This is a genomic window from Mucilaginibacter sp. P25 (genome assembly GCF_050859465.1).
GTDB lineage: Bacteria > Bacteroidota > Bacteroidia > Sphingobacteriales > Sphingobacteriaceae > Mucilaginibacter > Mucilaginibacter gossypii.
Genome location: NZ_CP193937.1, coordinates 2,700,361 through 2,712,494, shown reverse-complemented (window position 1 = coordinate 2,712,494; position 12,134 = coordinate 2,700,361). Strand labels below are relative to the sequence as shown.

Below are 12,134 nucleotides of genomic sequence, written 5' to 3'. Positions count from 1 at the left end.
CCTTTTAATTATTTACTCATTCAACATAAACTTCTCAACTCCGTGTGCTGGTTGCCATTTATCTCCAGGTTCAAAATAATGCCAAAGCAGGGCCGATACTTTTTTGATCAGCAATCCAGCCTCATTGTCGGGTGTCCAACTGGTATCTTTGTTATGATTAGTAATGATCGAAAACACATAATCTCCATGCGGGGCATTCACCAGCACGGTTTCTGACCTTGATTCATCAACCGCTCCCTGTTTGGAAATGGTATGTATATAAGGCGGAATTTGCGACAACGCGTGCTCATCCCAGTAAATGCGGCCCATGTTACGGTACATCCGCTCGCTGGCTGCCGGGCTTACCGCCTTACCTTCGCGTATCATGGCAAACAGGCGGCACATTTCGCGGGGGTGCTTACTCCCCAACCATAGATCTTGCGGATAGCTTCCCTGCCCGGCACACGTGAATTTACCCGCATTACCTTAAAGTCATTTTGATTGAGCCAGTTGTTGATATATTCGCCGCCCACCAGCTTTTGCAGCCACAAACTTGCGGTGTTATCGCTCATGGTGATCATGAGCATAGCCACTTTACTCAATTGTACAGTGTCTTTATCTTTGAACGAGCCCAGCAAATCTTCACCTGCATAAAGCAATGAATCTCGGTAAACTAATTTTTGATTATACTTCAGCTCACCTTTTTCTATCTTATCCATCACCCCGCATTGAATGCTCACTTTGATCATGCTGGCCGTAGGGAATAAGGTATCGGCATTGATTTCGGCTGTTTTACCGGTTTTTAGGTTATGTACATAAATGCCAACCTGGCCCTGAAAATCTTTGACAGCTTCATTCAATTTAGCGGTGAGTTTACTGTCGGTTTGTGCAAATGCCGGTGCTGCTAACAATGTCAACAACAGTAAGGTAAGTTTATGTTTCATGTGATGGCAATTTAAAAAATGAAAATACAAATTTTAATATAACAGGCAATCACTCGTTTATATTTGCTAAAACATCCGTTAGCCCATGAACCATTTTGTTGATATTACCAACCGCAAAGTGCTGTACCGCTTAATGCTCAACCTGCGGCCCGAAGCAGCGCCACTTTGGGGCAAAATGAAACCGCAGCAAATGATCGAGCACCTTATTGACCAGGTTCAGTATACCAACGGTGTAAAAATACCAGCCTGGGATGGCCCGGATGACAATACAGCTGCACGTAAACACGCCGCCGTTTATACCGATGCAGAAATACCCCGTAATATTTTTTGGAAGAATTGGCTGATACCTTAATCTACCCCAATTTGGAAACAGCTATTAATCAGCTCATGAAAGAACTTGACACTTTCGACAGGTATTTCAATACCCCCGATGTTAAAGTGATCCACGGTGCTTTTGGCCCTATGGATTATTACGAGTGGACCATATGGCACGGAAAGCATTTTACACATCATTTGAAGCAGTTTGGCGTGATAGACTGATAGTAAATCGGCATCAAATATTAACTTTGTTGCTCTTCAGAAATTTAAAAGAAGAAAGGACGTCATTGCGAGGTACGAAGCAATCCCAAACTATACAGAGGGGCTTGCACTGCCGACCTGCACATCGGGGATTGCTTCATACCTCGCAATGACGGCCCGCAAAATCATTTATGAAATTCCTTCGCTGGCTTTTAATCCCGTTTTCGCTGATCTATGCCCTGGTTACGGCTATTCGCAACTGGTGTTATGACCGGGGAATTTTCAAAAGCACTGGTTTTGACATGCCGCTGATCGTAGTCGGCAACCTGGATGTTGGCGGTGCCGGCAAAAGCCCTATGACCGAATATCTGATCAGGCTGTTGAAGGGTAATTATAAAATTGCCACGCTTAGCCGGGGCTACGGTCGTATTACCAAAGGTTTTTTGCTGGCATCTGGCGAAAGTAAAGCCTCGGATATCGGTGACGAGACCTGCGCAGTTCAAACATAAATTCCCGGATCTTGATGTTGCCGTTTGCGAAAAGCGGGTTGATGGCGTTGAGCAGTTAAAAGACGATCATGATGTTATTATTTTAGATGATGCCTACCAGCACCGTGCGCTTGAACCGGGCATGAGCATTTTGCTTTTTGATTACAGCCGTGTTAACGAACCCCATTTTCTGCTCCCGGCGGGTAACCTGCGCGAGCCATTCGGCGGGCGCAAAAGGGCGGATGTCATCATCATCAGTAAATGTCCGGCTTCGCTTACCGATCTGGAACAAGGCCGCGTGATTAAACGGATCAAACCGTATCCGCACCAGTCGCTATTTTTTACCACCATAAACTATCTGCCGGCCCAAACTCTCTATGGCGCCCCGGTTACAAATGCCATCGACGATCAAACCACGGTTTTCCTGCTTACGGGAATAGCTAATCCAAAACCGTTATTGTCGCATCTGAAAAAGCAAACACCCCTGGTTGTTCATCATAATTATCCCGACCATCACAGTTTTAGCTTAAAAAATATCAGTAAACTTGCCGATGAATTTTCGGCCTGTGCATCACAAAAAAAGTGATCATCACAACAGAAAAGGATGCACAGCGTTTAGGGGAACAGGACCTGCTTGCGATGGTTAAAAAACTGCCCATTTTGGTGCTGCCCATAGGCATTAGTTTTTTAAATAACGGGCAACAACAATTTGACGAATTAGTACAAACATATGTTAGACAATATTGAAGGCACCGCCCGGTACATCAAAAACCGGATAGGCGATTTTGAACCCGAAGTGGGTATAATTTTAGGTACCGGCCTTGGCGGCCTAGTAAAAGAAATTGAAGTTGAAAAACAACTCATGTATTCCAACATTCCTGATTTCCCTATCTCAACATTGGAGTTCCACTCGGGGAAGCTGATTTTTGGTACCCTTGCAGGCGTTAAAGTTGTGGCCATGCAGGGCCGTTTGCATTATTACGAAGGCTACAATATGCAGCAGATCACCTTCCCGGTTAGGGTGATGAAATACCTGGGCATTAAAACGCTATATGTTTCAAACGCCAGCGGCTCGCTTAACCCCGATTTTAAAAAGGGCGACCTGATGATCATTGAAGATCATATTAACCTGCAGCCTCAAAACCCGCTGGTTGGCCGCAATTATGAAGAGCTTGGCCCGCGGTTCCCTGATATGAGCGAACCTTACCGTCATGATATGATCGAAAAGGGTTTAGCCATCGCTCAAAAAAATAACATCACCTGCCATAAAGGGGTATACGTAGCCGTAACCGGCCCTAACCTGGAAACCCGTGCCGAATACAAATACCTGCGTATCATTGGCGGCGATGCAGTTGGCATGAGCACCGTGCCCGAGGTTATTGTTGCTAACCACATGGGGATCCCGACGTTTGCTATTTCGGTATTAACAGATGAAGGCTTCCCGGAAGTGCTTAAGCCCATAACATTGGAAGAGATTATTGCTATTGCGCAGGAAGCCGAACCCAAAATGACCCTGATACTTAAAGAACTGATAGCCGGTAATTAATGCGCCAAAAGCTCAAATATATTTTTTATTGCTGATGTGCTTATCGGTACAAGCCGCTTTTGCGCAGTATGGTACCCGTACAAATCCGCGTAACCTGCCTACCCGTGATACTGCACGCCGACAGGAAAAACAGCTGACCGACGACCAACTGCTGGACAGTTTAAGACGAAAAGAAGAAAACAAAAAGGATTCGGTAGTTTTTAGCTCCAAATTTATCCGCGTTACCAACGAGCGTTTGCTGAATGATAGTACGCAGCTGTTTCCGATTGATACCGGTATCACCAACTTTGAGATCTATAGTCCGCTTATTGATCCACGCAGTCCCCGTATTCATTTGGGTAATATTGGTTTGTCACAACGGCCTTTGCTTTTTGAACCCAGCAGAACCATAGGCTTTGACCTGGGCTTGCATGCGCTTGATATTTACGCATTAAAGCCCCAGGATATCAATTACTATAACACACGCGTACCCTACACCAAGCTTACCTTGTACAACGCCTTTGGTGGTTCGGCCATTCAACTGTTCAATATCATCCATACCCAAAATATAAAGCCTAACTGGAACATTGGTTTTAACCTTAATTTCAACGGATCAAGAGGTTTCTACAATTTTAACAACGTGCTTGGCCAAAACGTGAGCGATTTGAATGCTTCTATTTTTACCTGGTACGAATCAAAAAGCAAACGATATAACCTGTTGGCCAACCTTTTGTTTAACAACCTTAAAGCCCCCGAAACGGGCAGCATTCTCAACGATTCGGTGTTTACGAGTACCAATGTAAATAACGCCTTTTCAAAAGACAGGGCAGCGGTACGTTTACCGTATAGTTATGAAAACTGGAACGATAAGGGCCTTTACATTAAACAGTTTTATTATTTAGGCCGGATAGATAGTTTGAATAAGGGGAAAGACAATTCAAAGATCCTCCCTACCCAACGTGTATCGCATACCCTTCATGTATCAAACAGCAGGTACCTGTATAAGCAAAGCGGTGTTGATACCTATAATGTGTTCCCCGATTATTATTACAGCAATAACCGGTCAAGGGATTCAACAGTCGTCACGCATATTCAAAATGAGTTTTTGTATAGCTTTTATCTGCGAAGTAAATCGGTAAAATTTGTAAAGAACGAGCTTAAGCTTGACTTAGGGCTTGTACACGATTTTTATTCGTATAACCAATATGTTAGCGATACCACCCTAAACGAGTATGGTGTAAAATACGTTCACCAGGACAAGGTACAGCACAACACTTTCCAGGATATTACGCTGAAAGCCAAACTGGGTTATCGCTTTAGCGACCGCATTGCGCTCGACGCCGATTTCAGGCAGATTGCCCAGGGCCGTGATTTTGGTAATTACTTATATGATGCCAAACTTACCCTGGCAGGCGGCAAAAAAACCGGCAAGATCGTTTTAGAAGCCTATTCACAAAACAGCTCGCCGCCGCTGGTTTATAATAACTGGATCTCTAATCATTATATTTTTCATAATGATTTCAGTAATCAAAAAACAACCAGCGCTTCGTTCAACTACATTAACAATGCCCTGCAAATTGATTTAAAAGCCGAATACTTTTTGATCAGCAATTACCTGTATTTTACAGCCCAGGATGGCGGTACCGATGCGCGCCCGGCTCAGCTTAACAACTCTATCAACCTGTTAAAAGTAAGTTTGGGTAAAAACTTCACTTACCGGAGCCTGCACTTTGATAATTACGTGGTATACCAAAAAACCGATTATCAAAACACGCTTCGTACCCCGGAAGTATATGCTTACAGCAGCTTATATGTTAACAGGGTTTTGCTTAATGTACTGCATGCCAGTATGGGTATAAATGGAAGGTATAATACAGAATATGTTGCCCCTTCATACGCCCCGGGATTGGGCCAGTTTTATAACGGCGCAAACGTAACGTTTTCATCCTATCCGATATTTGGTGTATTTTTCAAAGCAACCCTGCAGCGTACCAACCTGTTTGTTGCTTATGATTACATCAACCAGCGGGCCTGGAGTAAAGGCTATTACACAGTTAACCGTTACCCACAACAGGATGCCATCCTGAAGTTCGGCGTTTCATGGACGTTTTATAATTAATAAAGATCCTCATTTTCTGGCGCAAGTCTTGTGTGGCTGGCATGGGGGTGGATGACTTGTGCCTTCTGGAACTAATAATATCAATGTGCTACTTCAACTTCCCCCAAAATGCCGCCCTTTTCTTCCTTTTCTGGCGCAAGTCTTGTGTGGCTGGCATGAGGGTAGATGACTTGTGCCTTCTGCAAGCTGTGTCTCCCATTTCTGGCGCAAGTCTTGTGTGGCTGACATGAGGGTGGATGACTTGTGCCTTTGGGCTTTAGACAGCAAGACATATTGTCGAAGCACAAAGTCTCCAACTACGCATCTCCGGGGGCTCAAGACTTGCGCTAAAACTCAAAAAAAATCTAAATTAATATGCTACCTCAACTTCCAACAAAACCCCTCCTTTTTCTTCATAATTAGCGGCGCTACTATAAACATATGCTGAAGGTTCGTTAACCCATCCTGCTTTAACATTTTCTGGCGCAAGTCTTGTGTGGCTGGCATGAGGGTGGATGACTTGTGCCTTCTGGAACTAATAATATCAATGTGCTACTTCAACTTCCCCCAAAATGCCGCCCTTTTCTTCATAATTAGCGGCGCTACTATAAACATATGCTGAAGGTTCGTTAACCCATCCTGCTTTAACAGGGTTTTGGTGAATATAATTCAACTTTTGATCAAACATATTTGAGTGTGGTTCAATTTCAATCGGATGATTTTGTTGTTGCCATAACTGATAGTGGGTATTATTTGTATTTGCTTTTCCTGTGTCAGCAAAGAGTTTAAGCATCCAGAGTTTTCGGCTTTCTGCCGGGTTTTCTATAATTTCCCTGATGATTTTAACAGATGAAAACTTTTTCATATCCCGCATAATGGCCGATAGACTTTGATCCCCTTTTTTGCCTATGACCAAATGAACATGATTGCTCATAATAACAAACCCATAAATAATTAAACCCTTTTCCTTTATACAATAACGAAAACTATCAAGTAAGATATCACGATAAATGTTTCTTGTAAAAACATCGGCCCAATGAACAACGGCGAAAGTCACGAAGTATATCCCCTCCGGATTGGCGAATTTATATTTAGTACTCACGCACTGAAAATAGTTAAATACAATTATAAAAGTATAAAGAAAGCACAAGTGAGCACCCCCTCCAGCCAACCACACAACACTTGCGCTAAAACGGGCATTTACAGCCATAGTTGTAGAGTCTGATGCAAAAGATTTCTCTTTCGCCACACTACTCAGTCCGCCCCTGCTCTATCGAAATGACATTTTTTTTAAAGATGTGAAGAGATCGACAGGCTTATCCCTTCAACTCCTCACTAAAAGTTAACCGGTTACCAAACGGATCATGAACAGTCATCATGATAGCCTTGTCATTCCATTCGGGTACTTCCAAACCTGGGCGGTTATATTTGTATTTTTTTGCGATGAGGTGGGCGTGGTAATCCCTTAGCTCACTAAAGTCATCGATCGCTATATGGCTGCCCGGGCTCGCATCGCCATGATGTTCGGAGAGGTAAAGCACTAAATCGCGCAGGGAAATTTGGATGTATACCGGTACACCTTCGGGTTTGTGCTCCCAATCGGTTTTAAAGCCAAGCCAGTTGATATAAAATTCAATGGCTTTGTCATAATCAAAAATTCGGAGGATAGGTTTGGTTATTGACATAGGTAATTAGTTGTTAAACAAATTTAACGGAAAATGCCACCGTTTTATACAGCGAAACCGCTTGTTTTCAATTAGCCGCCTTTAAATGTTAATAGATGTTAAATATGCCTTGTGCAGCACCTGAAATTAGGGTTCCATACAACAGATACCGTACTTTCGTCGGCACATTTTGCCCCATCGTCTATTACATTGAGTGCGGGTTTAAAATGAGGCTACCTTAGCATGATATGTTTAAACGGATAAAGCCGGCGCTGATTATCGAAATTTGTATCCACCTGTTATTTTGGGCGTTGATCATTTTTACGCCCATCATTTCCAGGCCGGATATGCGCGGCTTTCCGCAGCCTGCTTTTTCATCGGGGCACATTATCAGTTTTAACCTGGTGCTTGCCGCCGAATTTTACCTGAATGCGTTTTTCCTTATTCCCAGGATCTTAAAAAATAATATCTGGCTTTACTTTTTTGCCTTGCTTGCCTCCTTTGTGGTGTTCAATGTAATACTAATGGAAGTACGACATTATTTCCCTGTGCCTCATTTTCCCTGGATGGGGCATCATCGTCGCCCTCCGGGGCCGTTCCTGGTTATTTTCCCCTTATTATCTGTCACCGCCGGCAGCTTTGCTTATCACTACCTGGCCGATCAGTTTAAAGCCATCAATAAAAAAAGGACATTGATAATGCTTCGCTGATCTCTGAACTGGCATTTTTACGTTCGCAGATCAGTCCGCATTTTATTTTCAATGTGATTAACAGTGCGGTGGCGCTTTCACGTTTAAACCCTTCGGCAGTTGAGCCTACACTCATCCAGCTTTCTAAATTACTCCGTTATATGCTTTATGTAACCGATGCCGAAAAAGTTATGCTGTGCCAAAAAGAAGACTACCTCCGCAGCTATATCGAGCTGCAACAACTCCGTTTTCGCGACCAGGTAAAGATCAGCTTTAGCTCCGATATTAAAGCTCCTGAAAAAAGTATTGAACCCATGCTGCTGATCCCCTTTGTAGAAAATGCCTTTAAGCATGGCACGGGCGATATTGATGCGCCGGCTATAACCATCACACTTTTTACCGACGAAAAGAACCTGCGTTTCAGCGTACAAAACGTGTACAACCCAACCGAATACAGTAAGGATAACGCCTCGGGTATTGGTCTGGCTAATGTTAAACGCCGGCTTGAGCTGTTATACCCCGGCAAACACAATCTATATATCAACAAAAACGAGCAGGCTTATATAGTTATGCTGCAACTGGAACTTAAATGATGCGATGTTTAATAATTGACGATGAGCCGCTTGCGCTCGACTTGCTGGAATACAACCTGAAGCATGTAAATACCATACAGGTAGTGGCGCGTTGCCGCAACGCGGGCGAGGCTATCATAGCCATGCAAAAGGAGCAGATAGACCTTATTTTCAGTGATATATACATGCCCGGCATCAATGGTTTACAACTCATCAGGAGCTTGACACAGAAGCCCATGGTGATATTTGTAACCGCTTATGAAAAATTTGCGGTTGAAGGTTTTGAACTTGATGTGGTTGACTACCTGGTTAAGCCTGTACCCTTAGACCGCTTTTTGAAGGCCTGCCACAAAGCGCTCGACTTATATGAGCTTCGCCGCAGTTATGTGCCGCAGCCAACCACAAAAAACTATTTCTTTTTGCATGCTGATTATAACCTCGTTAAGATCAGTTTTGATCAGGTTGAATACATTGAAGGGCTTAAAGATTATATAAAAGTTCACCTCATCAATCAGCAAAAACCGGTATTGTCCCGCATCAGCCTCAAAGCAATTGAACTACAATTACCGCCCGACCAGTTTTTCCGGGTACATAAATCATACCTCGTTAACCTCGATCACGTATCCCAAATGCGCCGTGCCCGTATCAAACTCATCAACACCGAGATACCATTAAGTGATGGATATCGTGATGTGATAAACAGGATGATAGGGAAGGTGTAGGCTTCACAAAATATGTCATTGAGCGTAGCGCGGCAATCTCTTAGCTAATGCACGTCCGATCTGCATAGCTACGAGATTGCTCCGTCGTTCCTCCCCATAGCGATAACGCTGCTTTTCTTACAGCTTCCGAAATTCCCTCTTGAGAGGGGGCGCGGCAGGAAAGAGTGGTAGTAGGGGTGTGTTTCTGCCGTAAGCTTGTCAGCGCGGAAACACACCCCTCCGCCCCTCTCAAGAGGGGAATCGCACGAGGCCACGCTTTTCATAGTAAAATAATAGGCTACTCTACCAATACCCCTGCCACACATCCGGGCATCTGGTCTACAGAAAACCTCCCATGGTCGATTTTATTTGAGGCGCTTCAAAACATGGTGCATTTTCGGCATCGAAGAAAATATACCCCTACATGAAGAAATTTTCCCTAATGTTAATAAGCTCCCTGATTTTGTGCGGTACGGTGGCCCATGGTCAGCAAACCCAACAAAAGCTAAAAAAGATTGTAGTTAACCATTTTTTTCGTGTCCGCTTGATGAGCTCTTTGATACATTGGCCATGAACTATAAAGTCCGCATAGTATTTGAACGGGAGCCTTTACATGAAATGGACGTTGTGGAGCACTTTTTTGAAGAACCGCTTAAAAATGTAATTGCCAAGGTTTGCAATGAAAACAACCTGCATTACTGGATAGAATCAACCGGCACTATCTACATCCTCCAAAACACCGACGATCTGGCGCGGCTGCAAAAACTCAACAAGTTGTCATTGCAGGCATCTAACGCGGTAAAGGCTAAAGAGATTGAGGCGCCCAAAGCCAAACCCAAACATTTTTTGGTGAGTATTAACGGGCGGGTAATTGATCAGCAAACAGGCGAGTCGCTGCCATCGGCTACGGTGAAGATCAGGGGGACCGACCTCAACGTTATGACCAATGCTGATGGTTATTTTACGATGTTCAGGGTACCTTCAGATACATCGGTAGTGGAGGTCTCCTATACAGGTTACCAAACGGACTATTTTAGGCTGAGTAGCGAAAAGCTGAATTCGCCGCTGATCTGTGGGTTATATTCATCGCTCAACAGCTTAAACGAGGTTACTATTACGGGTAAAAAAAGCGGCGTTATGAATACCGATAGCAGGCAGGTTGGCGTGTTACAGCTTTCGCCGGCCAATTTAGATAAGCTGCCAACCATGGGCGATAAGGATGTGCTGCGGGCTTTCCAGCTGATGCCCGGCGTAAGCGGTACCAACGAGTCATCATCAGGTGCATATGTACGCGGCGGCACGCCCGACCAGAATTTGGTTGTACTGGATGGTTTTACCATTTACCAGGTTGATCACCTGTATGGCTTTTTCAGTGCTTTCAATGCCAGTGCCATTAAGGATGTGCAATTATATAAAGGCGGCTTTACGGCCAAATATGGCGGCAGGCTTTCGAGCGTTACCGAACTCAACGGCAAAGAGGGTAACAAGAACGAAACCAACATCGGTACCGATTTGAGTTTGCTGAGCGCAAGCGGTTACCTGGAAACGCCGCTTTCTGATAAATCGACCTTGCTGTTAGCAGTAAGGCGCTCATACCAGGGGCCGTTTTATAACAAGATCTTTAACCAGTTTAATCAAACATCAACCACGCAGGGCGGCGGTCCGGGTGGCGGCGGCCGGGGAGGCTTTGGCGGTGGCGGTTTTGCTAACCAGATTACCCCAAGCTCCTACTTTTATGATTTTGATGCCAAGTACACGTACAGCATCAGTCAAAAAGATAAAGTATCATGGACTTTGTACACAGGTACCGATAAAACAGATAACAGCAGGGAACTGGGCCTGCCATCGTTCCTGTCGTCGGGCAGCAGCGGTATCAACATAACCGATTATACCAAATATGGTAACCTGGGCAGCAGTATCAAATGGTTCAGGCAATGGAATAAGAAACTATACTCCAACAACTACATCACCTACTCATCCTATTTCAACGACAGGAACCGCAGTACTTCGGGCTTTTCACAAATCGATACCAACGGCATCTCACATACGCTGAGCAATGGCACGCTTGAAACCAACAACCTGAAGGATGTAAGCTATAAATCTGAGTGGGAATGGACAGTTAGCAACAAGTATAAGCTGCTCTTCGGGGGTTTTGCGTCCTATAAAAAAATAGATTATGAGTATACCCAAAACGATACAAGCAAACTCATCAATCAGCATAACAATGCCATGTTAGCGGGTTTCTACACCGAGCTGGCTATCGACCCAAACAATAAATTTCATATTCAGCCTGGTTTACGGGCCAGTTATTTCGGCCCTACATCCAAACCGTACTTTGAGCCCCGGCTGTCGGCAAGTTATAGCCTTACCGATAAATTTACCATAAAAGGCGCTACCGGGCAGTTTTACCAGTTTGAAAACCAGGTGATCCGCGAGGATATACTGGCGGGGAACCGTAATTTCTGGGTACTATCAAACAACAGCAATATCCCCGTTGGGATGTCAAGACATTTCATATTGGGCACCAGCTACGAAACAGACGAGCTTTTATTCAGCGTTGAAGGATACTACAAAACATTGAGCGGCCTTACCCAATACACAGTAAGGCAAACTCAGCCTGCCGGCGGCGGTTTCAGGATGGAAGCGAACCAAAATCAAACACAAACCGTTACCGAAAACTTTTATGAGGGAACCGGTCGTGCCAAAGGCGTTGAATTTTTGGTGCAGAAAAAATGGGGCGTTATACCGGGTGGATCAGCTATACCCTTGCCCAGGCCCAGAATAAATTCTCAGCTTTTGGCACTGATTATTACGCCGCCGACCAGGATGTGCGCCATGAATTTAAATCCATCAACATGTACCATTACGAGCGCTGGAATTTTGCTGCCACTTTCCTGTTCAGTACCGGACATCCTTACACTGCCCCCTATCCAGCTATACCATTAAAACCGTTGA

13 protein-coding genes and 1 pseudogene are annotated in these 12,134 nt (G+C 44.4%); 11 read left to right on the top strand and 3 right to left on the bottom strand.

Features of this window, described 5'->3' with window-relative positions; translation table 11 throughout:
- Positions 1-12 precede the first annotated feature (12 nt).
- A pseudogene (locus tag ACRQ5D_RS14080) lies at positions 13-923 on the bottom strand (serine hydrolase).
- Between the two features lie 85 nt (positions 924-1,008).
- Between ACRQ5D_RS14080 and ACRQ5D_RS14075 the strand changes: the two are divergent.
- The 7 genes from ACRQ5D_RS14075 (at position 1,009) to ACRQ5D_RS14045 (ending at position 5,574) form a co-directional block, all read left to right on the top strand.
- Positions 1,009-1,275: a hypothetical protein gene (locus tag ACRQ5D_RS14075; protein ID WP_431199842.1), complete on the top strand. Its 267-nt coding sequence runs from the start codon at positions 1,009-1,011 to the stop codon at positions 1,273-1,275.
- Entirely contained in the window at positions 1,260-1,463 is a 204-nt protein-coding gene (locus ACRQ5D_RS14070) for a hypothetical protein (protein WP_431199841.1), read from the top strand. Before ACRQ5D_RS14075 ends, ACRQ5D_RS14070 begins: the two co-directional genes overlap by 16 nt.
- A gap of 170 nt (positions 1,464-1,633) precedes the next feature.
- Positions 1,634-1,951: a tetraacyldisaccharide 4'-kinase gene (locus ACRQ5D_RS14065; RefSeq protein WP_431199840.1), complete on the top strand. Its 318-nt coding sequence runs from the start codon at positions 1,634-1,636 to the stop codon at positions 1,949-1,951.
- On the top strand, positions 1,923-2,516 hold the full coding sequence (locus tag ACRQ5D_RS14060) for a tetraacyldisaccharide 4'-kinase (RefSeq protein WP_431199839.1): 594 nt from the start codon (positions 1,923-1,925) through the stop codon (positions 2,514-2,516). The genes ACRQ5D_RS14065 and ACRQ5D_RS14060 overlap by 29 nt, the downstream gene beginning before the upstream one ends.
- The gene (locus tag ACRQ5D_RS14055; protein WP_431199838.1) at positions 2,513-2,677 is read left to right on the top strand and encodes a hypothetical protein; all 165 of its coding nucleotides are present in this window, start codon (positions 2,513-2,515) and stop codon (positions 2,675-2,677) included. Before ACRQ5D_RS14060 ends, ACRQ5D_RS14055 begins: the two co-directional genes overlap by 4 nt.
- Positions 2,661-3,476 (top strand): purine-nucleoside phosphorylase, encoded by an 816-nt coding sequence (locus tag ACRQ5D_RS14050; protein ID WP_090534201.1) that lies wholly within the window; start codon positions 2,661-2,663, stop codon positions 3,474-3,476. The genes ACRQ5D_RS14055 and ACRQ5D_RS14050 overlap by 17 nt, the downstream gene beginning before the upstream one ends.
- Positions 3,477-3,510: 34 nt before the next feature.
- On the top strand, positions 3,511-5,574 hold the full coding sequence (locus ACRQ5D_RS14045) for a putative porin (RefSeq protein ID WP_091172297.1): 2,064 nt from the start codon (positions 3,511-3,513) through the stop codon (positions 5,572-5,574).
- Positions 5,575-6,097: 523 nt separating this feature from the next.
- Here ACRQ5D_RS14045 and ACRQ5D_RS14040 read toward each other — a convergent pair.
- Together ACRQ5D_RS14040 and ACRQ5D_RS14035 are read right to left on the bottom strand one after the other, a co-directional pair.
- A complete protein-coding gene (locus tag ACRQ5D_RS14040) occupies positions 6,098-6,802 on the bottom strand; it encodes an REP-associated tyrosine transposase (RefSeq protein ID WP_431199837.1) in 705 nt (234 codons plus the stop codon).
- Positions 6,803-6,869: 67 nt separating this feature from the next.
- Positions 6,870-7,238, bottom strand: coding sequence for a glyoxalase superfamily protein (locus ACRQ5D_RS14035; protein WP_091172111.1), 369 nt, complete (start codon positions 7,236-7,238; stop codon positions 6,870-6,872).
- 227 nt (positions 7,239-7,465) lie between these two features.
- Between ACRQ5D_RS14035 and ACRQ5D_RS14030 the strand changes: the two genes are divergently transcribed.
- The 4 genes from ACRQ5D_RS14030 (at position 7,466) to ACRQ5D_RS14015 (ending at position 12,125) form a co-directional block, all read left to right on the top strand.
- Positions 7,466-7,927, top strand: coding sequence for a hypothetical protein (locus ACRQ5D_RS14030; RefSeq protein ID WP_431199836.1), 462 nt, complete (start codon positions 7,466-7,468; stop codon positions 7,925-7,927).
- Positions 7,909-8,499: a sensor histidine kinase gene (locus ACRQ5D_RS14025; RefSeq protein ID WP_431200789.1), complete on the top strand. Its 591-nt coding sequence runs from the start codon at positions 7,909-7,911 to the stop codon at positions 8,497-8,499. Before ACRQ5D_RS14030 ends, ACRQ5D_RS14025 begins: the two co-directional genes overlap by 19 nt.
- Complete coding sequence (locus ACRQ5D_RS14020; RefSeq protein WP_432329264.1) at positions 8,496-9,200, top strand: LytR/AlgR family response regulator transcription factor; 705 nt, start codon at positions 8,496-8,498, stop codon at positions 9,198-9,200. Before ACRQ5D_RS14025 ends, ACRQ5D_RS14020 begins: the two co-directional genes overlap by 4 nt.
- A gap of 549 nt (positions 9,201-9,749) precedes the next feature.
- Positions 9,750-12,125: a TonB-dependent receptor gene (locus tag ACRQ5D_RS14015; RefSeq protein ID WP_432329262.1), complete on the top strand. Its 2,376-nt coding sequence runs from the start codon at positions 9,750-9,752 to the stop codon at positions 12,123-12,125.
- Positions 12,126-12,134: the final 9 nt, after the last annotated feature.

Bases quoted from the DNA above. Each gene is read 5' to 3' on its own strand.
- ACRQ5D_RS14075 (WP_431199842.1), top strand. From the start codon at position 1,009: ATGAACCATTTTGTTGATATTACCAACCGCAAAGTGCTGTACCGCTTA.
- ACRQ5D_RS14065 (WP_431199840.1), top strand. From the start codon at position 1,634: ATGAAATTCCTTCGCTGGCTTTTAATCCCGTTTTCGCTGATCTATGCC.
- ACRQ5D_RS14050 (WP_090534201.1), top strand. From the start codon at position 2,661: ATGTTAGACAATATTGAAGGCACCGCCCGGTACATCAAAAACCGGATA.
- ACRQ5D_RS14045 (WP_091172297.1), top strand. From the start codon at position 3,511: ATGTGCTTATCGGTACAAGCCGCTTTTGCGCAGTATGGTACCCGTACA.
- ACRQ5D_RS14035 (WP_091172111.1), bottom strand. From the start codon at position 7,238: ATGTCAATAACCAAACCTATCCTCCGAATTTTTGATTATGACAAAGCC.
- ACRQ5D_RS14030 (WP_431199836.1), top strand. From the start codon at position 7,466: ATGTTTAAACGGATAAAGCCGGCGCTGATTATCGAAATTTGTATCCAC.
- ACRQ5D_RS14020 (WP_432329264.1), top strand. From the start codon at position 8,496: ATGATGCGATGTTTAATAATTGACGATGAGCCGCTTGCGCTCGACTTG.
- ACRQ5D_RS14015 (WP_432329262.1), top strand. From the start codon at position 9,750: ATGAACTATAAAGTCCGCATAGTATTTGAACGGGAGCCTTTACATGAA.